General features: G+C 40.3%; 18 protein-coding genes. 10 read left to right on the forward strand and 8 right to left on the reverse strand.

The annotated features are described in order from the left end of the window. Positions 1-109: 109 nt before the first annotated feature. Entirely contained in the window at positions 110-883 is a 774-nt protein-coding gene (hisA, locus tag ACQFX9_RS06675) for a 1-(5-phosphoribosyl)-5-[(5-phosphoribosylamino)methylideneamino]imidazole-4-carboxamide isomerase (RefSeq protein ID WP_427161262.1), read from the forward strand. A gap of 522 nt (positions 884-1,405) precedes the next feature. On the opposite strand, the gene ACQFX9_RS06680 is transcribed toward hisA, so the two are convergent. Then, positions 1,406-2,485, reverse strand: a complete 1,080-nt coding sequence (locus ACQFX9_RS06680) for a hypothetical protein (protein WP_427161263.1) — start codon at positions 2,483-2,485, stop codon at positions 1,406-1,408. A 52-nt stretch (positions 2,486-2,537) separates the two neighbouring features. Continuing rightward, positions 2,538-3,521 carry a hypothetical protein gene (locus ACQFX9_RS06685; protein WP_427161264.1) on the reverse strand — a complete coding sequence of 328 codons (984 nt, stop codon included), beginning with the start codon at positions 3,519-3,521 and terminating at the stop codon, positions 2,538-2,540. Positions 3,522-4,110: 589 nt separating this feature from the next. Between ACQFX9_RS06685 and ACQFX9_RS06690 the strand changes: the two genes are divergently transcribed. The 5 genes from ACQFX9_RS06690 (at position 4,111) to ACQFX9_RS06710 (ending at position 10,100) form a co-directional block, all read left to right on the forward strand. After that, positions 4,111-4,863, forward strand: a complete 753-nt coding sequence (locus ACQFX9_RS06690; RefSeq protein ID WP_103139091.1) for a winged helix-turn-helix domain-containing protein — start codon at positions 4,111-4,113, stop codon at positions 4,861-4,863. Between the two features lie 59 nt (positions 4,864-4,922). Beyond that, a complete protein-coding gene (locus ACQFX9_RS06695; protein WP_427161265.1) occupies positions 4,923-6,254 on the forward strand; it encodes a sensor histidine kinase in 1,332 nt (443 codons plus the stop codon). Between the two features lie 28 nt (positions 6,255-6,282). Continuing rightward, positions 6,283-6,951, forward strand: a complete 669-nt coding sequence (gene phoU, locus ACQFX9_RS06700) for a phosphate signaling complex protein PhoU (protein ID WP_427161266.1) — start codon at positions 6,283-6,285, stop codon at positions 6,949-6,951. Between the two features lie 773 nt (positions 6,952-7,724). Continuing rightward, positions 7,725-8,336 (forward strand): Crp/Fnr family transcriptional regulator, encoded by a 612-nt coding sequence (locus tag ACQFX9_RS06705; RefSeq protein WP_236141778.1) that lies wholly within the window; start codon positions 7,725-7,727, stop codon positions 8,334-8,336. Positions 8,337-8,480: 144 nt separating this feature from the next. Then, complete coding sequence (locus ACQFX9_RS06710) at positions 8,481-10,100, forward strand: iron uptake porin (protein ID WP_427161267.1); 1,620 nt, start codon at positions 8,481-8,483, stop codon at positions 10,098-10,100. 75 nt (positions 10,101-10,175) lie between these two features. Here ACQFX9_RS06710 and ACQFX9_RS06715 read toward each other — a convergent pair whose 3' ends face one another. Next, on the reverse strand, positions 10,176-10,436 hold the full coding sequence (locus tag ACQFX9_RS06715) for a hypothetical protein (RefSeq protein ID WP_236141776.1): 261 nt from the start codon (positions 10,434-10,436) through the stop codon (positions 10,176-10,178). 248 nt (positions 10,437-10,684) lie between these two features. Here ACQFX9_RS06715 and ACQFX9_RS06720 point away from each other — a divergent pair, with 248 nt between their 5' ends. After that, positions 10,685-11,281: a DUF3318 domain-containing protein gene (locus tag ACQFX9_RS06720; protein ID WP_427161268.1), complete on the forward strand. Its 597-nt coding sequence runs from the start codon at positions 10,685-10,687 to the stop codon at positions 11,279-11,281. A 51-nt stretch (positions 11,282-11,332) separates the two neighbouring features. Here the strand turns inward: ACQFX9_RS06720 and ACQFX9_RS06725 are convergent, their stop codons facing one another. After that, complete coding sequence (locus ACQFX9_RS06725; protein WP_427161269.1) at positions 11,333-12,967, reverse strand: N,N-dimethylformamidase beta subunit family domain-containing protein; 1,635 nt, start codon at positions 12,965-12,967, stop codon at positions 11,333-11,335. Positions 12,968-13,080: 113 nt separating this feature from the next. Beyond that, complete coding sequence (locus tag ACQFX9_RS06730) at positions 13,081-13,539, reverse strand: MgtC/SapB family protein (protein WP_427161270.1); 459 nt, start codon at positions 13,537-13,539, stop codon at positions 13,081-13,083. A 476-nt stretch (positions 13,540-14,015) separates the two neighbouring features. Between ACQFX9_RS06730 and ACQFX9_RS06735 the strand changes: the two genes are divergently transcribed. After that, positions 14,016-16,307 (forward strand): putative PEP-binding protein, encoded by a 2,292-nt coding sequence (locus tag ACQFX9_RS06735; protein WP_427161272.1) that lies wholly within the window; start codon positions 14,016-14,018, stop codon positions 16,305-16,307. Between the two features lie 89 nt (positions 16,308-16,396). Here the strand turns inward: ACQFX9_RS06735 and ACQFX9_RS06740 are convergent, their stop codons facing one another. Together ACQFX9_RS06740 and ACQFX9_RS06745 are read right to left on the reverse strand one after the other, a co-directional pair. Beyond that, the gene (locus ACQFX9_RS06740) at positions 16,397-16,927 is read right to left on the reverse strand and encodes a DUF2808 domain-containing protein (protein ID WP_427161273.1); all 531 of its coding nucleotides are present in this window, start codon (positions 16,925-16,927) and stop codon (positions 16,397-16,399) included. A gap of 515 nt (positions 16,928-17,442) precedes the next feature. Continuing rightward, positions 17,443-17,631: a hypothetical protein gene (locus ACQFX9_RS06745; RefSeq protein WP_427161275.1), complete on the reverse strand. Its 189-nt coding sequence runs from the start codon at positions 17,629-17,631 to the stop codon at positions 17,443-17,445. Between the two features lie 250 nt (positions 17,632-17,881). On the opposite strand from ACQFX9_RS06745, the gene ACQFX9_RS06750 reads away from it, so the two are divergent. Continuing rightward, a complete protein-coding gene (locus ACQFX9_RS06750; RefSeq protein WP_427161276.1) occupies positions 17,882-18,202 on the forward strand; it encodes a hypothetical protein in 321 nt (106 codons plus the stop codon). A gap of 467 nt (positions 18,203-18,669) precedes the next feature. On the opposite strand, the gene ACQFX9_RS06755 is transcribed toward ACQFX9_RS06750, so the two are convergent. Beyond that, positions 18,670-19,746: a protein kinase domain-containing protein gene (locus ACQFX9_RS06755; protein WP_427161277.1), complete on the reverse strand. Its 1,077-nt coding sequence runs from the start codon at positions 19,744-19,746 to the stop codon at positions 18,670-18,672. Between the two features lie 617 nt (positions 19,747-20,363). Between ACQFX9_RS06755 and ACQFX9_RS06760 the strand changes: the two genes are divergently transcribed. Further along, positions 20,364-21,305 carry a LysR family transcriptional regulator gene (locus ACQFX9_RS06760; RefSeq protein ID WP_427161278.1) on the forward strand — a complete coding sequence of 314 codons (942 nt, stop codon included), beginning with the start codon at positions 20,364-20,366 and terminating at the stop codon, positions 21,303-21,305. The last annotated feature ends 184 nt before the right edge of the window (positions 21,306-21,489 follow it).

The following is a 21,489-nucleotide window of genomic DNA, read 5'->3' on the forward strand; positions in this document are numbered from 1 at the left end:
ATGACTAATGACTAATGACTAATGACTAATGACTATTGACTATTGACTAATGACTATTGACTATTGACCATTGACCATTGACCATTGACCATACAGGGAAAAATTTACTATGGATGTCATTCCAGCAATTGATTTATTAGATGGTCGTTGTGTGCGACTATATCAAGGAGACTACGATCGCTCTCAGGTTTTTAGTGAAAATCCTGTGGATGTGGCTAAACAATGGGTAGATCAAGGTGCTACTAGATTGCACATTGTGGATTTAGATGGTGCAAAGGCTGGTAAAGTCGTAAACTTGCAGGCAATAGAAGCGATCGCACAAGCAATTTCTATACCCATTGAAATTGGTGGTGGACTGCGTGACCAAGCTAGTGTACAACAAGTATTTAATTTGGGTGTACGCTGGGCGATTCTCGGTACTGTCGCTGTTGAACAACCCCAATTAGTACAACAACTCTGTCAAGAGTTTCCTGACAAAATTATTATTGGTATTGATGCGCGGAATGGACTGGTAGCTACTCGCGGTTGGTTGGAAACTTCACAAGTATTAGCTACCCAACTTGCTGTGCAGATGCAAGAACTGGGAGCAGCCGCAATCATTTACACTGATATTCACCGTGATGGGACTCTCGAAGGACCGAACCTAGAAGCCTTGCGGGAACTCGCCGATGCAATTTCTATACCCGTGATTGCGTCTGGGGGGGTTAGTTCTGTGACTGATTTGTTGAGTTTGTTGGCTCTCGAACCCCAAGGCGTTACAGGTGTAATTGTCGGGCGCGCCCTGTATACTGGTGATATTTCGTTAAGGGAAGCATTACAAGCGATCGGCTCAGGACGAATTCAAGATATCCCACCCAATTTAGATTTTTCTTCTTTCGCTTAATATTAACTGCTAAATTACTGATTGTAATTTCTGGAAAACGCCCTGACACCGTTGTAGCTTTAAATATAGAAAGTTAATCAACGGTTTGTCTTCTATCTTTCTTCATTACTGTAACTGCACGGTTATATAAATGCAGTCAAATTTACTAGTTAATTGCTCTAGTTCTATTTGCTAAATCTAATTGGGTTTCCTTCTCTTAAGAGGCGTAAAATTAATTACGTCTCTTTTTTATTATGTAAAAATTTTAACTATTTTCTGAAAATAGCCATATGCTAGATGTAGATAAACATTGTCTTTAATTACACTACTTCGCCTTATGTCTAGCCAACAACCTAATTCCAAACAACCACCCAATCAAAAAACAACTAATACCAGTAAGACTAGAAAGAAACCCCTCAATAACGGTCGTCCAGATAAAACAGACCATTAAACCCAATAAAATATTTTGTAGTAAGGACTTTAGTCCTCATCTAAGGACTTCAGTCCTTACTACAAACTTATTCAACTAAACTGTATTAAAAACTATTTATTTTTGACTTGACTTTTAGCCTGTTCTAAAGCGATTTCTTTCATGGCTTGATAAGAATTAATATTTGCAGTTCCTTCAATCGCTTTCACCGCTAAATCCTGAACTTGTTTGAGGGCAGATTCTAGTTGTTTGGAGAGATTTTGTAACCTACTTTCTTGGTTAGAAATTGTTTGTTCTAAAGACTGTAAACGCTGTTCATAAAAGCGTTTTTGACCCTCTACTTCTTTGGCATACAAATCAGCTTTAACTTTGGCTTGGTAATGGGCGATTCCTTTACCTTCTTCTGTCGCCTTTTTCACAGCCGCTTCTTTTTCTCTGGGAAAAGCCTCTACTTTAGTTTTATACTCATCAAATTGTTTTTCCCTTTCTGCAATTAATTTTTCTCGCTCACTCCACTGTTTTTCTGCTTCCTGCTGCGAGGCTTCTAATTCTTGATATAAAACTTTCTGCTGTTGTTCATATTCTTCAATATTGAGTCGGCGTTGCAGTTCTAAATCATATTTATATTCTGCTGTGTCTCTTTGTCTATTCTTATTTAAATTATCGTTTCTTTCTTTGATTGTTATTTGATATTCTTCTTGTTCCTTTTGCCAAGCTGTTTTTTCTGCTAATACTTCTTGTGAGAGTAACTCATAACGCTGCTCAAATTCATCTTGATAAGCTTTAGCATTCTCCTCATAGCTAGTTATTAGAGTGTCTAAAGTATCATCATTAATTTCTAAACTATGCAATTGTTTTAACTGTTCAACTTCCGTTTCTACAGAATTTCGGATTTCTTCTAATTTAGATGCTTGTGTAGTTAATTGTTCTGATAATTCATTAGCTGCGCTACCAAATCCCAATTGAATTTTTGCTAGACTTTCAATTGTATAATTCATTTTTTGTTGAATAGTAGCAGCCTGATTCATAATTTTATTGGGTTCTGGTTTAGCTTGAGGTTGAGTAGCAGGTGGTTTTTCTTTTGTGGGTTGATTAATTTGTGATTTTAGTGATGATGTCTCCTTAAGTAAATCTTCATAGGCTTGCAGAATCTCGGCTTTGGTATTTTTATCTGTTAATTTCTTAGTAGCCATAAGTACCTCTTTTTACTCACTCACTTGGAATTAAACATGAACACACTGCTGATTATTTAGTAGCAGAACTATCAAAAGCTCTCATTGCTAGGTCTTGTGCTTGTTTTAATGTAGACTGTAATTGAGTGGAGATACTTTCTATTTGTTCAACTTGTTTCTGGATAGTCTCTTCTAAAGATTTAATCTTCAATTCATAGCTTTGCTTAGTAGCTTCCCATTCTTTCTCAAATAAGTCAGCTTCTATTTTCGCTTTCTGACTAGTTTCCTTGATGGCTTCTTCTCTAGCTTTTTTAACAGCTTCTTCTAATTCGTTGGGGAAATTAGCTATTTTCTGTTGGTATTCAGTAAATAAACCTTTATTTGCATTTAATACCTTTTCTCTTTCAGACCAATCTTTTTGTTTTTGTTGACTTTTTTCTTGAATATCTCTTTCTAAATTGCGTTTTTTAGATTCATAGGCATCTGTGTTGAGCTTACGCGTTGTTTCGAGTTTATATTGATATTCCTCTTGTTCTTGCTGACGCTCTTTAGCTAATAATTCATTATATTTCTGCAATGCTTCTTCATATGCTAATTGTTCTTTTTGCCAGTCTTTACGTTGATTAGCACTTTCTTTTTCTAAGCTTTCCCGCTTACTGGCAGTATCTTGATCTAATATTCTGAGCTTTTCTTGATGCTCTTGATTTAAAATATCTAAAGTATCAGCAACGATTCTAATTTTTTGTAATTCTTGTAAGGTTTGAGTTTCAATTTCTATAGCTTTATTGAGTTCATCTAATTTAGAATTCTCTTGTGCTAACTTCTCTGATAAAGCACTAACTACACTGCCAAATTCTAGTTGTAAATCCGCTAAACCTTTGACGATACTATCTACAGTATATGTAGAAGCCAATGCTAGAATTTCCTGATTTTTAGCTTTATCAGCTTCTTCTTGTTTAGTGGCTATTTTAGATTCTAATTTTTTCTGCTCATTCAAGATTTGTTGAAATGCTTGCATTAGTTGCTGTTTGCTATCTTTGATGGCAACTGTTGTCATATTTCAACTCCTATGGTGTAGATGTTTGAGGATAGTTAAATGAGTAGCAAGTCACACCAAGTAACACCAATTCACTCAAATTCTGATACAGATGCAAACCAGATACCCCTGTCAAGTCAGGATGTATCAATTGCGAATTGCGAATTGCGAATTGCGAATTGGTATAACTACTCTATGCAGACATTTCAGAGTAGCTTGGAAATGAAGATTATTAATGCAGTGCAATTACTGAAATCCGGTAACTACCCATACTAAATTTAAGTATGAGTAGCAAAACTCAACTTGTTGATGTGGTGTTTGGTGCGGTGGTAGCCTTTGCTGTCTATAGTATTTATGTACTATAAGTATACTCAGATGAGTCTGCTGTTGTCAAGCCTTTTTACCCCTACACACCTACATTTGCCATGAGTTAAAGTAAATGCGATCGCCTGCTTGCAAGTAGAGTAATTTATGATATATGTATTACTGTTACCGGAATTACTTTTTTGCAGCACAATTCACGATAGAGCAAGCGTGAATGCACTGAAGACAGATAATTAACTCAAACATCATATTGATACAAGCACAGGGTTAGACTTTTGTGATATCAATGTACACCAGTGAATCAATCAAATATTCTGCTAGAGCAGACATTGGACAAACAAGCCGTGTTCTGGTGGTAGAAGATGAAGAGCTAATCCAAGAGATGCTAGCCGTAGCATTAGAAGAAGAAGGTTATAGCGTGGTCACAGCCCCTGACGGGCGTGCGGCGATCGAATATCTGAAAAGTTTTGAACCCAATGGCGGCGAGTTTCCCTTTGATTTGGTGATTTTGGACATTATGTTGCCCCAAATCAACGGTTTGGATATTTGCCGTTTGCTGCGTCATCAAGGCAACCCAGTCCCGATTTTAATGCTAAGTGCCAAGGGCAGCGAAACAGATCGCGTCTTGGGTTTAGAAGTAGGTGCAGATGACTACTTAACTAAGCCCTTTAGTATGCGGGAGTTAGTCGCCCGTTGTCGTGCGCTGCTGCGTCGCCAACGCCTCAGCACCCTACCACAGCTACCAGTCCTCAAATATAAAGACGTAACTTTAAACCCCCAAGAATGTCGGGTGTTGGTACGTGGGCAAGAAGTTAACCTTTCCCCCAAAGAATTCCGTTTATTAGAATTATTTATGAGTTATGCCCGTCGGGTGTGGTCACGGGAACAGTTACTAGACCAAGTTTGGGGGCCTGACTTTGTGGGAGATAGCAAAACTGTAGATGTCCACATCCGGTGGTTGCGGGAAAAACTAGAGCAAGACCCCAGCCACCCAGAATATATTGTGACTGTCAGAGGATTTGGCTATCGATTCGGATAATCTAGTGAGATAGTTGTTAGTTTTTATTAATCACCAGCAACTAACAACTCTTTCCTCAAATGCTCTTATTGGGATTTCTTCTCGGTTTAGCGGTAGGCATTGGATTTTGGATTTGGCAACAGGTTCAGTTAAACCGCTACCTGGAACGCGTACTCCAACCTTTAAATTCCCGCACCGCTAAAGTCAAAACCCCTTTGCTACCAAGATTACGGCAAGAAATTGCCATCATCAAACAGCAGGGACAGGATTTACAGCAATCATTACAAATTTATCAAGATGTGCTGGACTTTGCTCCAGTGGGGTACTTACAGGTAGACGAAGAAAATCAGCTGCTGTGGTGTAATCAACAAGCCAGGAAACTCTTGTACCTGCAAAGATGGCAACCAGGACAGGTGCGCCTGTTGCTGGAATTAGTGCGTTCCTACGAACTAGATAGGTTAATTGAGCAAACTCGTGATGAGCAAGTCGCTAAAAATAAAGAGTGGATGTTTCATCCCTCTTGTGATAATCCGGCGGAAATGCCGACAATTAAATCTTTAGCGTTGCGGGCTGCCAGTTTACCTTTACCGAATGGTCAAGTCGGCGTATTCTTAGAAAATCGTCAACCTATGCAGGATATGAACCAAGTCCGGGAACGTTCATTTTCTGACTTGGCGCATGAGTTGCGAACCCCCTTAACTTCAATTCGCTTAGTGGTAGAAACCCTGCAAAATCGTCTAGAACCGCCTCTAAATCGCTGGGTTGACCGCTTAATGCAGGAAGTAGACAGATTAATTAACTTGGTACAAAGCTGGCTAGAACTCACCCAAATGGAGACTAGTTTGGCGGCACAATTACAAACTGAATCGGTAGAAGTGCGATCGCTGATTTTCTCTGTTTGGGAAACTTTAGAGCCTCTAGCACAACGTCAAAACTTATCTCTAGCCTATTCTGGCCCCGAAAGTCTCTGGATTAAAGCCGATTCAGCCAAGATTTACCAAGTTTTTCTGAATTTGCTGGATAATAGTATTAAATATAGTCCGCCTGCTGCTGATATTCAAATTCAAACCAAAATATTGCAGCCATCAGCTCATCAAGGGGGTGAGATTAATTCCTCTGTTTTAGAAATTAATCTGATTGATTCTGGCGCAGGTTTTGCACCAGAAGATTTACCCCATATTTTTGAGCGATTCTATCGTGGAGATAAAGCCAGAACCCATTCCCCTTTACCAGCAAATAGTCCAGTGGAAAGTATTGTCGGTAATGGCTTAGGGCTGGCGATCGTGCGACAAATTGTCTTAGCGCATGGTGGTTCGATCAAAGCCATGAACCATCCCCAAACCGGTGGCGCATGGATGCAACTCCAATTCCCACAGGTGATGGCAAACTCCCAAAGCCAAGACTATAGTTAAAAATATCTTCACGTTTGAGACTACAAGTGTGAAAGCTGTTATTTATAGCCCTAACTCTGGAAGTCCCCAGTTAGCACGCGCCATCAGGCGTTTAGAACGGGATGTATTACGCATGGGTGCTTTGGTAGAACAATCATGTCGCCTCAGCCACCAGGCGTTATTTGCTCGTGATTTACAAGCGGCTGAGGAACTTCCCCGATTAGATAAAAAAATTGATCGTTTTTATAGACAAATAGAATCAGACTGTACATCTATCATGACCTTACAAGCACCTACAGCGCAGGATTTACGCTGTTTGAGTGCTTTTATGCAGTTAGTCCGCGATTTAGAACGCATCGGCGATTATGCTAAAGATTTAGCTGATATTGCCGTCAAAATCTTTCCCTATCCGCCTCATCAGTCTTTACCAGAAATTGCTGTCATGTCCCACCATGCCCAAGCTATGCTAGCAACGAGTTTAGTAGCTTTGGCTGATTTAGATGAAGTTGGTGGGCGGAGCATCAAAAATTTAGATGATACTGTAGATAGTGCATACGATCGCCTTTATCAAACCTTAGCTCAACAACGGGACGTGCCAGGAGTCGTAGAACCAATTATCTTACTGGCTTTGGCGATTCGATGTCTGGAAAGAATGGCGGATCATGCAACAAATATTGGTCAAAGGGTGGCGTACATCGTCACCGGTCAACGTTCCTAATTTACGCAAAATTTGGCATGAGTGCTGAGTGCTGAGTAGTGAGTGCTGAGTGCTGTTATACCAATTCATGAAAACCTTGATACAGATGTAAACCGTGAAAGCTTTGCTGCATCTAAGTTTTTTAATTGCGTTAGCGTAGCATGACGGGAGCATCGTTGCGTTAGCGTAGCGGGACGTTAGTCCATTGCGAATTGGTATTTTTGGTAGCGCGGCGTTTAGACGGTGCTGAATGAGGAAGTCAATCCACCTCGTCTACCTTGTCTACCTTGTCCACCTTGTCTACTCTTACCCACTTTATCCACCTTGTCCAATTTCACGCTTAAAACCGTGTCATAACCTAATGAAATCATTAAAAGTTACTAAAAGCACGTAATCCTTTACTATATCATTACCTTTCCTTAAACTCAGGCAATTAGATTTGGCTGTGAAATCAATAAGTATCTCACTTTTAATACTCTGATGACTAGCATCAATAATTATCTATTATCCATAAATAAGATTTAGTAGTAAGATAATACTAAACTTCTACTATAAATTCGTGTCTAATTGCTTATTCGTTCGGTCATTTAAGAATTTACATCATAAGTTTGAGCCAAAATAAACAGACATTTACCGAATAAAGTTTTTTGGGCAAGAGAGCTAAATTAACTCAAAGCATAATCATTACTTTAACTTATTAAATAGATTTAATTAACTATTAGCCAAAATCGGCTAATAGTTAATCCTAAATTACTCACAATCCAGTAATTCCATTTACAGGAACAGCTCCCACAATGTCTTCGATGATTTTATCCCCAGATTCTACTGCTTTACTAAAAAATAGTCCCTTGGCTGGACAATTAACTCAACGGCTTTTCACTCGCAAAGAGGTCATCGAGCCTTGCAGCGATGTCATGTGGATGATTGAGAGGGGGGCAGTGCGTACACTGACATGGAGCGAAGAAGGAACGTTTATCACCTTGGGCTATTGGGGGCCGGGTGATTTGATAGGATATAACTTAACTAATATCAAACCTTATCAAATTGAATGTTTAACTAGTGTTGAAGTAACTACTGTGCCTCTGCATCTTAGACATCAATATATAGATGCTTTAATAGCACACATTCAAAATTCAGAAGAGCTTTTACATATAATCAACCGCAAACCTATTTCCTTACGTCTTTGGGAATTTCTGGTGTGGTTAAGTAAAAAGTTTGGGCGCAATTTAGAGCAAGGTTGCCTGATAGAACTCTATATTACCCATCAGGAAATAGCAGAAGTTCTAAATACCACTAGAGTTACAATTACACGTTTACTACAAGAATTTGAAACAGCAAAAATGCTGTTACGTCATCAACGCCGGATTATTCTATGTCCACAAGACAAATTACTGAAAAAATCATAAAAATATCAGCAATCCTCTTGTGTTAATCAACCTTAAATAGGTATAATCTTTACTGAAATCATGTGTAAATTATTCTACGAAAAATAATTGAGTGGGAAATTTTACCATGAGTGTGAACTCGTTGGTGTGAGCGGAAGTAAAATCATGACAAAACTATTCTGGAACGCTGTCAAAGCAAGTCCAGCAGTTCTTGCTGCAACTTTCTTGGCTGCTAATGCTGCTTGGGCTGAAGAAGCGAATCAAAATGTTACCAGTGTTGCCCAATTGACTCAAGCTTCTAAAGATATGGGTCAAGTAACATCTGTATCACAGTTTTCTGATGTTCAGCCTACTGACTGGGCTTTCCAAGCATTACAATCTTTGGTCGAACGTTACGGTTGTATCGCAGGTTATCCTAACCTCACATACCGTGGGAATCGTTCCTTAACTCGGTATGAATTTGCTGCTGGTTTAAACGCTTGTTTAGACAGAGTTAATGAGTTAATTGCTACAGCGACAGCTGATTTGGTAACTAAGGAAGACCTCGCTACCTTACAGCGTTTGCAAGAAGAATTCTCTGCGGAATTAGCCACTTTACGTGGTCGTGTTGATGCACTAGAAGCACGCACTGCTGAATTAGAGGCTAATCAGTTCTCTACCACCACTAAACTTTCTGGAGAAGTTATCTTCGCGGGTTCTCAAGTATTTGGTGAAGATAGAGCTGATACTGATAACAACCCGAACAACAATCCTGATTTGCAAAGCAATACTACCTTCTCCAATCGGGTACGTCTCACCCTCAATACCAGCTTCACTGGTAAGGACAGACTGCAAACTCGGTTGAATGCAGGTAACATTGTATCCAATGCTGGTGTTACCGGTACTAACATGACCCGTTTGGGTTTTGATGTGAGTGACACAAGTAATAACATTGCGGTTGATAAACTCAACTACAGCTTTAGTCTCAGCGAAGCAATTAGCGTCAAAATTGATGCTGTTGGTGCTGAGTTGAATGAGAACGTCAATGTTTTCAACCCTGACTTTGCTAGTTCTGGTAGAGGCGCACTTTCTCGTTATGGACGTTTCAGCCCCATCTATCGTCAAGGTCAAGGTGGTGCTGGTTTAACAGTTAACTTTAACTCTGGTGGCCCTTTAAGCTTATCTGCTGCTTATTTAGCACCTCGTTCCAACGAACCTGCTGACAGAAATGGGGTTTTTGATGGTTCAAGCACCATCTTTGGTCAAATTGGTTTCAAACCAAACCCAGCTTTCAATATCGGTTTTGCTTACGCCCACAGCTATGTAAATAATGCTGCTGGAAACGTCAGTATATTTGGTAACACCGGCAGCACATTGGCTAATAGACCATTTGGCGGTGGTATCGCTACATCATCCAACAACTACGGTATACAAGCTACTTTCCAACCAAGCTCAAAACTGACTATTGGTGCATGGGGTGGTTACACAGTTGCTACTGCTGAATCTGGTGCTAACAGAGGTAGAAACGCAGAAGCATACTATTGGGCTGGTAGTCTTGCTGTGAAAGACTTCGGTAGAGAAGGTAACGTACTTGGTTTAATCTTTGGTCAATCTCCCAGACTCACCGATAACGAGGGCGGCGCGGAAGATCCAGACACTTCCTACCATTTAGAAGGACTCTACAAAATTCAGTTGACTGATAACATTCAAATCACACCTGGTTTGATGGTTATCTTCAACCCCGAACACAACGACAACAACGATTCCATCTACGTTGGTACTATCCGTACAACCTTCAGTTTCTAAATCTAGTGATAGTTTAGTTCAGTCCTAAATAAAACAAAAAGCCCGCCTGAGAGTGGGCTTTTTACTTTAGTCCAACTATTCAAATTCAGAATCTTGCTGTTTGATTAAGTCTGAGGGAGGCCGATCGCTACTCCAAGCCCACCACACACAACCACATTGACAATGATAAAATTCCTGCCACTTGCGACGATTACCTTCAGTTAAGACAGGCGATCGCCGATTAATCCAAACTTGCACAGCTTCTAAACTACTAGCACGACAACTAGGGCAGCAAAACTCATAAGCGTGAACTGCCTTGTGTGTCCATTCAGGTGGGATGGGAGCGAAAGCGTCCATTAGTATAATTTGTAGTTAGTAATTCGTAATTCGTAATTCAGAAAAATAAGTTTCCTACAATACATCATAGAATACGTTGGTACTGGGAATGGGGATTGGGAATGGGGCATTGGGCATGGAGCATTGGAGACAAGGGAGAAGTAATGAGTAATGAGTAATGAGTAATGAGTAATGACTAATGACTATTGACTAATGACTATTGACTAATGACTATTGACTAATGACTATTGACTATTGACTATTAACCAATGGAATCCAACATAGAGATTCGTCGTTTATTCGATGTTATGCCTGCTTCTGGGCGTATGACTACGAAGATTATCAGTAAACCAGAACAGCCCAGGGTAATAGATGTGTCATTTCCTTTTCCTTGGAATCGGGAACGACCGATATATATTAACTTTGATTTGTGGGGGCGACTATCAAAGCCGCAACGAGATTTGGTGTTGTTGCAAAAAGTTGCTTGGTTAACAGGGGTGAGATGGTTTAAACCTGATGTTTATCAAGGTGTAGCTGTAGCTGGATTAGTTGGTGCATTGGTGGAGTTAAGCCAATCAGATGCGGTGGGTGTGGCGGTAGCTGGGGGATTAAGTGCGATCGCCCTTGTTCGTATTTGGGGAACTAATAAATCTCAAGAATCCGAGATTAATGCTGATTTAGCAGCGATTAAAGTTGCCCAAAGACGGGGTTACACAGAAACCGCAGCCGCCCAACATTTACTCTCTGCTATTGAAACAGTCAATAAAATTGAAGGGAATTCTACTTTAAATTTTATTGATTTAATCCGTTGCCAAAACTTGAGGGCGATCGCTGGTTTATCACCAATTGGTGTACCAGAAAAGTAAAAGCAAAAGTATCTTTTCAAATTTTACCTTTTACCTTTTGCCTTTCTTTCCCTATTTCCCAATCATCCGATTGAGAACATTCCGAGTTATAGCCTGTGCATCGGGATTTAAGACAGAGGGGTGTAACTTTGGTGCGTTGTAATCATCTAGACCCCAACTCCACTGGATAGAACCAGTAGCAAATACTAGTGCGCCAGAATCGGCAGTGTATATAGTCATATCTGAGTATCTGGTTTTACCCTTATATCGATAAGGTGAATGGGCTAGACGAATTGTATTAGTTGGGGCGTAGCGAAACATTCGATCAACTTCGTAGCCTAAAAGCCCCTTTAGACGCATTTGGTTAGGGTTGGTTTTTTGATTACTCTGCACCGACGCTGCACCATGATTCTTGTCTAGTTGTGTGTCAGCTAGTAACCAATCTGGCACGGTGTTATTTAAAATAATGTCAGCATTCACTTGAAATGTTTCATACATCACTCCAATCAGTGCTTCCTCTGGACGATTCACAGGTTTGCTACGCCAAAGAGTTGTCACTAAAAAATCATTTGTAGGATTTTTATCCCTGGCAAAAGGATCTAATGCCGCATCTTCTTTGTAAGAAACAATAGTACGGTTCATTTCTTTGGTAATAGCACTAGGTTCTAAACGTATTTGCCAGTAGCACGTATTAGCAGAGAAAAATCCCAAATTTAAGCCATAATCCCTGGCAGTTTCCACATTTTGCCGCATCTGAGATGACCAATATTCATCATGTCCCACAGAAAGAAAGACCTTGTGTAGCCATAGCATGGGCTTGGTAGTATTAATATCTAGAGGATTTTCGTGGGTATCGATGTTTGTAACATAAGTGACATCATAGCCAGAACGTTCTAGCCACCTCACCATGTTGTATTCCCAACCTGCACTAGAAGTTCTTCTTTTGGGTTGGACATTGGTTAAAAACTCTCCTGCACCTACTCCATAGGCTGCGGCTGAGTTGGGACTAGCAGCATAGGGACGATTAAAGGAAACTTTAAAGGCTTTTTTACCGCGACTGTTCCAGCGATACAGAGACATCCAGCCCCAATTATTGTAGGCTTGATAAGTCGTCACACTGGATTGAAAGAGAATATCAGCAGGGCGAGAGTCATCACGCACTACAAAAATGATGTAACTTTGCTTACCACTTTTACTAGCAGTGAGTTTAGCTAAGTAAAAACCGCTAGCCCATTGTGTCGGGTCTTGAAGACTATAGGGAATTTTGAGAATATATGGATCTTTCCAGTCACATTCAATCAAACCAGTAGCTTGATCGATAATTGGCGGTCGTTGTTTGACTCCTACTCTTTTAATCGCCGCCGCCATTTGCCTACCACCAGCACCACCATACCAACCCATGCGAAAGATTTCTATGGTGTAGTTTGGCTCTTTAGTATTGACGAATAACTTAATGGTATCGCCGCGATTCACACTAGTCAGGGAAGCATAACCCTCTATTTCTCGTCTAGTCGCCGGATTAGTCAATTGCCAAGCTGTAGTCCCAACTTTTTTATTTTCTATAATTATGGGATTATTGGCTTGATGGGAATTTACCAAATCAGCCGCGATCGCATAGGGTTGATCAAAAAGTGCGATCGTCGCAAGACTTAGCAGACAAGATAATATAACTCTGGTAAAAAACTTTAAGGGATGTCTAGATAACATTACAGTCTCGAAGAATGTAAGCAATCAAATTTGCACTTTGTTCTGATTGTTTCACGTTGAATGTGACTTGTATATATCAAGACATAGGAAAAATGCCGACAGTTGAAAGTTAACTATTTTCCATTTTCCCAATTTTTAAAAAATTTGAGAATCACAAAAGTTAGGCACGTAGCAATCAAACTTAATTGCCATAAACCGCAGCCAGCCACAATTCCCAAGGCGGCTGAAACCCAAATGGCTGCGGCTGATGTTAATCCCCGAATTTCCAGACGATGTGATGCGTGGGAAGATTCACGCACAATTTCACCAGCACCCAAGAACCCTACACCCGTAGCCACACCTTGAATAACTCGACTGAGAACTTCCGATATCGATGCTGATGTACTGATTTGCAATGGTACTAAAGTAAACATAGCTGCGCCAATACTTACGAGCATATGAGTTCTTAACCCGGCTGGTTTTTGACGGATTTCTCGTTCTAAACCAATAACTGCGCCACTCATTAAAGCTAAACTCAGTCGAAAAATCATGTTGAGTATATCATTAGGTGCAAGCTCGTAAGTGTTTAACACTTTGATTACATATATAAGAAAGACTTTCTTCTAGATTAATTGATGAATTCTGATACTTGTTTTATGATCAGCGAACAAGCGTCATTAGGGAGTGGGAGTAGAGAGTTGGGGAAAAGTTACTTCACACTCATTTGCTACTTTTCTTTGATTGAGATAGCCTTTTACTATTGTGCATTGGTATATGAATTTTTCAAAACTTTCCTAGAAAAATTGCGTACCACTTGGAAAAGGCTGATTCCGCATAACCTGTTTTCTTTGGGAACACAAGATTGAAGGTAATAAATAATACAAATAAAATATAAAAAAGCAAAGGGAAGAAGTCCACAAGGAAGATTGTTTGCCTTTTAACTTCTACCTTGTCACTTGTGGATGTTGATACTCCTACACCTTGACCAACCTAAGTTTTACTCCCCGACTCTCTACTTTCCATTGCCTATTCCTGTTTTAAACTAAATCAATGATCTGCAAAAAATTGAGTGGATAGACTCTACTGGTTAGACCAAATCAAACTACAAGACCGCACCAAGGTAGGTGAGAAAGCATTCTACTTGAGTAGACTCAGACAACGCGGCTACCCTGTGATCTCTGGTTTTGTGGTGCCGGAAGAATTCATGCGACTATTTTTAGAAACCATTAATACCACTGAGTCGTTAGTCGCCAACTTACCCCATTCTTCTTTACACTTAGATGTCGGCAACTGGCGACAACTCCAGCAAGTAGCTAGTCGTTTGCGTCACGAAATTCTCAGTGCTAATGTACCATCTGACTGGGTGAGTACAATCTTGTCAGCAGCGAACGCATGGCAAACAGAGTATTTAATTTTACGTCCAAGTTTAGCTATACCCAAACTGCGAAACACTTCAGGCTTGCTAGAGTCCAGTTTTTGTCACTGTGATGAGGTGGCGATCGCTAGGGCGTTAAAATCTATCTGGAGTCAATTATTTTCTGCGAGAAGTCTATTTTGTTGGCAACGTCTGGATATCAATCTACAGCAACTAAATTTAGCTGTTTTAATTCAACCAGTCACAAATGCGGCTGCTAGTGGCGTGCTGAGGGTGAATCCCGCAGGCTGGACAATCGAAGCTACTTGCGGCTTAGGAAATGCGATCGCGCAAGGTGAGGTTTTACCAGATATATACTACATCCAGCCAGATACAGGTGTAGTCTTAGAAAAGCATCTAGGGAATAAAATCCTGGCTTATCGTTTGAGTCACGAAACACCAACCTTAAGCATTCACCACAGCATTCCTCAAATCTATTTAGTGGAAGAAGCGCAACAGCAACAATACGCTTTACCAGAAGAATTTTTACAACAAGTCATCAGCCTTGGTCATCAACTGGTGAGTGAATTGGGCAATAACTTCACAATTGATTGGACAATTGCAGAGGAAGCCAACAGTCAAAATCTTTACATTACTCAAGTCAACACCCCTCAATTAGCAATTCCTAACTTGCAAACTCTCAAAGGTATAGGTGCTGCGGGAGGTAGGGTGACAGGCTATGCTCATGTAGTCACAAATGCCCAATTAAAACCAGAACAAATACTCAAGGGCGTAATATTAGTAGTACCTAAGATTACACCAGACTGGTTGCCACTCTTGCAACAGGCAGGGGGTTTAGTGACAGCACAGGGAGGTTTGACCAGTCATGCCGCAATTTTAGCCAGAGAATTGGCTATTCCGGCTGTAGTGAGTACAACAGATGCTACAGTAATCATTCAAAATGGAGAACGGTTATTAGTGGATGGCAATCGTGGAGAAGTTTACCGCCTCAGAGATGCTGAAGTGAGTGAGGAAGAACCTCAACAACAAACTTCCTCCTTCTTACTCTCTTCGCCTTCCCATCAAGCTGTTGTTACCTCTCACTTACCAATGATTGCTACCCAACTGTTGGTTAATTTGAGTCAACCGAGTTTAATTGAGCAAGTCAAAAAATTACCAGTAGATGGCATAGGATTATTACGCTCGGAACTTATGCTAGTCCCACTACTCAAAGGACAACATCCTCATTTTTGGGTGATAGAGGGACGAAAATCAGAATTATTGGCGTATTTAACTGAAAAAATTACAGAATTTGCCCGTGCTTTCGCACCTAAACCGGTTTTTTATCGCTCCTTAGACTGGCGATCGCACGAATTATCGTCAACTAGTGGGTCTTCCACAGTTACCTCAAGTTTAGGAGATCGCGGTACATTCAGCTATATTCAAGATGCGGCTGTATTTGATTTAGAATTGAGTGCGATCGCCAATGTCCAAAAAGCTGGCTATAGCAACATTAACCTGCTCTTACCCTTTGTTCGCAGTGTTCCTGAATTTACTTACTGTCAACAAAAAGTTGAGCAAATGGGACTAACTCAAATACCCCAGTTTCAATTGTGGATGATGGCAGAAGTCCCCAGCGTCTTGTTTTTACTACCTGAATATGTCAAAGCTGGAGTTGCTGGTATTTCCATCGGTTCCAATGACCTGACACAATTAATTTTAGGGGTAGACCGCGAACAAACCCAATTAACGAGAGTATTTAATGAACGCCATCCGGCGGTACTAGCTGCAATTGCTCAACTCATCCAAATGTCAAAAGCAGCAGGAATACCTTGTTCTATCTGTGGTCAAGCACCAGCTATGTATCCAGAAATCATTGATCAATTGGTGCAGTGGGGAATTACTTCTATTTCCGTAGAACCAGAAGCCCTAGAACAAACATATCAGGCGATCGCTCGTGCTGAACAGCGTTTACTCTTAGCCGCCGCCCGGCAAAAAATTGAGTAATTAATTAGGGCTTACTGAATTAACACAGTCAAACAATTTGAGATTTTAGATTCAATCTAAAATCCAAAATCTCAAATTCGGATGGTCAATCATTCAGTATCTACAACGCCATAGAATTGTAGACGGCCGGTACCTAGCCCATAGTTAGTTGTTTGTTTGTCTGCGGCCAGACTCTGGACTCGAAATTGATATACCCCTTCGTAATGAGGGTTACGTAAAGGTTTGAGTGCAATAGTGACTGTTTGTCCTGGGGCGATCGCTTGGTTGAGATTGACGATCACTGTTTGGGGTTGACTACCTTTAGCTAGGGAAATTCCCAATTTTTCACCTTGGCGATCGCTTGTCCCGGTAAAGGCATAACTTGCTGGCAAATCAAAATCAATCGCTTCTAAACCTGTAATTTGAGTCAAGGCGATCGTTTGTAATGCGGTAGCAGTATTTGGGACTGTAACGGTGAAATAATAAGTCGAGTCCCAAGCACTCGTATGATTATAAGTTGTAGCCGTAGACAGCAGTTTTGGTGTTTGCGCTAAAGCTGATATCGGAGATCCAGGAACGGCAAATAAACATAGTCCTGTACTCACTAATAAAGTTTTACACAGATGTGAAAGGTTATTCATGTCAATGGGGGATGGTTATAGAAAATCGGACTTTTTTGCGAAATGACTCCACAAAAAAGTTTTTACTGATGGCTACTGCACAGATAGGAAGTGAATTTATATAGCCGCAGCGATATACATGAATCAATTTCCCAGTTGAATGCCATGAAATTGAATCATTTATATCTTAGGGAATATAAAATTTTTTCCCTACTATTTGAGTATCTACTGTTTTAATATAACCTGTCAAAAGTGACAAGATTATGTCTCAATAAAATATTTTTTGGTGAATTAAAATGGCACTAAAACGATGTGATTATGTGCTTTTTATCTCAATTAATCTCTTCTAATCAATATTTATTGGATGATTCATTCAGATATTTTTAATTTCAAACAAAGCAATAATTAACTGATTAAATATCAATAAATATCATTCAGCCAGCCCGAAATAAATATCCCATCTCTAGGTTGTGCGTCAGTCAGAAGACTCGTTAACATTGCGAGAAACTATTTGTACTGACGCAGTAAGTTAACATTTATACATCAATGTTAATCTGTTCTATCTGTCTAGCTGCTTTTTCCCAAAGTTTGGCAGATGTCTCATCTTGCCAGTGATTACGTAAATTTTCTGCTTTTTTATGACAAATGCGCTCTAACATCTCTAAAATGGCAGACAATGTTAGTTTATCGATTAAAGCTTCTAAAATATCCGTATTATCTTTCATATCGTTAAATCAGTAAACATCCTTGATCCATCCATATGTTCAAGGTAAGCCAAGAAATTGAAGAACTTGTGAGGAGGAAATAGCAACAGGCGTTTGAGGTTTGGGAATGCTTAACTGTCTTAGTTTTTAGAGTCAATTATTTTTGTGGCGATGGGTATTATGAAAAATACCTTGAAAGATCAGGTTAAGAGTTAAACACAGCCAAACCTATCCCAACTATTAGTTTTAATGGCTTATGCCCTTTTATCCTATGAAGACAAATCAGCAACCATCATCCAGCTTGGATAATGTCATAGATCAGATACATCCCGAACTTCAAGAAGATTCTGACGAAATTGATGTAGATTATGAAGTGATTGAGTCTAGTATATTAACTACTGTTGTTCCAGAATGGTACGCGGAACAAGCACAACAGACTATCAGGGCATTAAATTTTGACCTGCACTTGGCAGTATGTGAGAGAGAAATAAAAAATGGTATTAGTGCCAGTTTAGAACCAATACCACTGCCTGATCCGCGACAAATAGAAGTGACAATTTATAATTTAAACGCCATTTTAGACGGATATTAAAGCAACTATCAGTCTTAATGGCGTTGTGGTGTGGAGATTAGAGGATGTTTGAAAAGTCCATAATGATGTATCAAATACTTTTAGATCCCCCTAAATCCCAGGGCTGTTTCATTCCCTAAAAGTCCATAATTTACAAGCGTATCAATCAAAAAAATCAGGTAGTTCAACAACTTAATTTCCTGATGAACCAGGCGATGCCTTCGGCAAAGCTTCGCTAACGCACTTAAATTTTCTCATTGAAACAGTCATTTTTCGATTGCCGACTCACTAAAATTTCTGGCTGATACTCTTGACAAAATCCTAATCTGAGCGAATTAAACAGCCCTGCTGCTTTTTAAGGGAGATTTCGGGGGATCAAAACGATATGGGACAAGGTTATAAGACTTGTGTGTACGCCGTAGCTGGAGATTGGGGGCAGGGATAGTGGGAAATTTTTCTTCCACGCCCCATGCCCAATGCCCCATGCCCTAATATATTCTTTGAGACTGTCTAGCTTGTTGTTTAGCTTCCTGTCTAGCTTTCCATTCCCGAATCGCGATCGCAGTTCTGGCTATAGGTGGTATATATTCTTGAGTTGTGGGTTTTGGTTGTGGACGTTGATTTCTGACTGGTTGGGTAGTCAAGCAGTTAGCTAGGTGTGGCATATCTTTTTCCGCCCTCAACGCCCTAGTCACATCACTGGCTTTCTGAAATCTCTCTCTGAGGGAAAACTTCAACATCTTATTTAAGATGCGAGTAAAACTATCACTCACCTGCACATATTTATACCAGCACACTTCCCCAGTCTGGGTTTCATGTTCCATATCTAAGGGATTTTTGCCAGTTAATAAATAAACGCAAGTCATACCGACTGCATAAATATCGCTGGCGTACACCGGATGTAGAGATAATTGTTCTGGTGGTGCAAAGCCCATTGTCCCGACAAAGTTAGTATTCAAGCTGGGATTACGGGAATCATTAATTGCATCCAGCAAGTTTTCCTTGACTGCGCCAAAATCTATCAATACTATGCGCTGATCATCCGCACAACGCAGAAGATTTAAGGGTTTAATATCACGGTGAATGACTTGATGTTGTTCTAAATATTGTAAAACCGGCAATACGTCCTGTAAAAACTGTTTGACTTCAGTTTCCGTCTTGACACCATTTTTTCTGACTTCTTGCGCTAAATTGCAACCCTGGATATGTTCTTGGACTAAATACAATTCCCCATTACCTTCAAAGTAATCTAACAACATGGGAATTTGAGAATGACTACCCAGTTGGGCTAAAGTTTTTGCTTCCTTGGCAAACCGCTTACAAGCATTCTGCCAAGCTTTCTTACTAGTAACCTTCGGACAGAGTTGTTTAATTACACACTGGGGGTTTCCTGGTAATACTGCATCTTGGGCAACAAAAGTTATACCAAAACCACCCCTACCTAAAATCCGTAATATTTGGTAGCGATCGCGAAATAATTTATCAGAACCACACATTTGAGCTAGTTTATTTCTCTCTAGTCCGTAATCACGTATGTTTGTGTTGTTATCAGGAAAACGGTTCATTGCTCGAATGTGGGTGTCTTATAGTGTTACCAATATAACTATATTTTTTTGAGAATGGTAGTATCATTACGGCTTCTTTGCAAAATCCTGATTTTAGGGACACAATAAACACCAACTTTGTGAGTAAAGCTTGATGTGATGTTTATGAATTTCTTCTGAAGCCATACCGAATCCCTTGAAAAATCGTAAATTTATTGGATAACTTACGTAAAAGTTTTGAGTTGTAAATGTTTCGGTATTATTACTTGGGACTGGGGACTGGGGATTGGGGATTGGGGACTGGGGACTGGGAATTTTAGATTTTGGATTTTGGATTTTGGATTGAATCCAATCCAAAAGACGCTCCTGCGTCGCTAACGCTACGCTATCGTCAATTCAAAATCCAAATATTGAAAGGCTGGGGGCTGGAAGGTGGAAGGTGGAAAAAGTGGACAAGGTAGATTTTTGCTCTCCTTCACAATGCCCCGCCCCATGCCCAATTCCCAATTGCCAATCCCCAATCCCCAATCCCCAATCCCCAATAAAGAAACCAAAAGCTGTAACAAGCTCTACCAAATTCAAAGTCAAAATCCGTTAACTTAAATAGAGCGATAAATGTAATTCAGGCTACATATCCCATGCGACTAGAGCAGTTGCAAGCGTTCTTAGCGATCGCCCAAACTGGTAGCTTTCAAAAAGCAGCCCAAAAATGTGGTGTGACACAATCTACTATTAGCCGCCAAATTCAGTCTTTGGAGGCTGATTTGGGTTTGGAGTTGTTTCACCGGACAAATCAGGCCAAGTTAACTTTAGGTGGCGAACGCTTGTTACCTCGCGCCCGGAAAATTTGCCAAGAGTGGGAAACGGCGACTCAAGAGTTGACAGATTTAATCGCCGGTAAGCAGCCGGAATTGTGTATTGCGGCGATTCATTCGGTGTGTGGTTCTTATTTACCACCGATATTACAGAAATTTTGTCGTGATTATCCCGATGTACAGTTGCGGGTGACATCCTTGGGGAGCGATCGCGCCTTAAAAGTCCTCAAAGATGGTTTAGTAGATTTAGCGATCGTTATGAATAATCGCTTTCTCACTACCGGGCGAGAAATGGTAGTAGAAGTCCTTTATGATGAACCCATAGAACTGTTAACCGCCGCTAATCATCCTCTCGCCCAGTATGAATTTGTCCCTTGGTCAGAAGTAGTACGTTATCCCCAAGTAGTATTTAAAGATGGCTACGGGATGCAGCGTCTCATCCAAGAAAAATTTGAACGTCTAGAGGCAACGTTGCAAGCCGCTTTAGAAGTTAACACCCTAGACGCATTTCGCGGTGTCGTCCGTCAAGGTGAATTAATCGCTTTACTCCCCACATCTGCATTAGTCGAAGCCCGCCTTGACCCCACATTGGCCGTTCGTCCTTTAGCTACAGGTGGCTCATTGTCTGATAATTCTACCCTCTCTCGGCGTGTCGTCATGGTCACAACACAAGACCGCTTGCAAATTCCCCCAATACAACATTTTTGGCAACTCGTGCGCGACAATATCCGCCCACAGTTTGAGCAACAGCAAGAAGCCTCTTGAGAGACTTCCAATTTAAAAAATATACTATTACGTTGGGTCTGTTGAATAACTTTAAAACTCTTTGCTAGTAAGCAATTCGCGGTTATTTTTGGGAAAAAAGTGCAAGAGAATTGGGATATGAGGCTGAAAAAGTTTGCGTCTCCAATTTTTTTGCCTCCAAACAATTGGAAAAAATTAGGGTAAA

The organism is Aliinostoc sp. HNIBRCY26, from assembly GCF_050235535.1.
GTDB lineage: Bacteria > Cyanobacteriota > Cyanobacteriia > Cyanobacteriales > Nostocaceae > Trichormus.

Excerpts from the sequence above, each read along its gene's own strand:
- hisA (WP_427161262.1), top strand. The coding sequence starts at position 110 with ATGGATGTCATTCCAGCAATTGATTTATTAGATGGTCGTTGTGTGCGA.
- ACQFX9_RS06680 (WP_427161263.1), bottom strand. The coding sequence starts at position 2,485 with ATGGCTACTAAGAAATTAACAGATAAAAATACCAAAGCCGAGATTCTG.
- ACQFX9_RS06685 (WP_427161264.1), bottom strand. The coding sequence starts at position 3,521 with ATGACAACAGTTGCCATCAAAGATAGCAAACAGCAACTAATGCAAGCA.
- ACQFX9_RS06690 (WP_103139091.1), top strand. The coding sequence starts at position 4,111 with ATGTACACCAGTGAATCAATCAAATATTCTGCTAGAGCAGACATTGGA.
- ACQFX9_RS06695 (WP_427161265.1), top strand. The coding sequence starts at position 4,923 with ATGCTCTTATTGGGATTTCTTCTCGGTTTAGCGGTAGGCATTGGATTT.
- ACQFX9_RS06705 (WP_236141778.1), top strand. The coding sequence starts at position 7,725 with ATGTCTTCGATGATTTTATCCCCAGATTCTACTGCTTTACTAAAAAAT.
- ACQFX9_RS06710 (WP_427161267.1), top strand. The coding sequence starts at position 8,481 with ATGACAAAACTATTCTGGAACGCTGTCAAAGCAAGTCCAGCAGTTCTT.
- ACQFX9_RS06715 (WP_236141776.1), bottom strand. The coding sequence starts at position 10,436 with ATGGACGCTTTCGCTCCCATCCCACCTGAATGGACACACAAGGCAGTT.
- ACQFX9_RS06720 (WP_427161268.1), top strand. The coding sequence starts at position 10,685 with ATGGAATCCAACATAGAGATTCGTCGTTTATTCGATGTTATGCCTGCT.
- ACQFX9_RS06725 (WP_427161269.1), bottom strand. The coding sequence starts at position 12,967 with ATGTTATCTAGACATCCCTTAAAGTTTTTTACCAGAGTTATATTATCT.
- ACQFX9_RS06740 (WP_427161273.1), bottom strand. The coding sequence starts at position 16,927 with ATGAATAACCTTTCACATCTGTGTAAAACTTTATTAGTGAGTACAGGA.
- ACQFX9_RS06745 (WP_427161275.1), bottom strand. The coding sequence starts at position 17,631 with ATGAAAGATAATACGGATATTTTAGAAGCTTTAATCGATAAACTAACA.
- ACQFX9_RS06750 (WP_427161276.1), top strand. The coding sequence starts at position 17,882 with ATGAAGACAAATCAGCAACCATCATCCAGCTTGGATAATGTCATAGAT.
- ACQFX9_RS06755 (WP_427161277.1), bottom strand. The coding sequence starts at position 19,746 with ATGAACCGTTTTCCTGATAACAACACAAACATACGTGATTACGGACTA.
- ACQFX9_RS06760 (WP_427161278.1), top strand. The coding sequence starts at position 20,364 with ATGCGACTAGAGCAGTTGCAAGCGTTCTTAGCGATCGCCCAAACTGGT.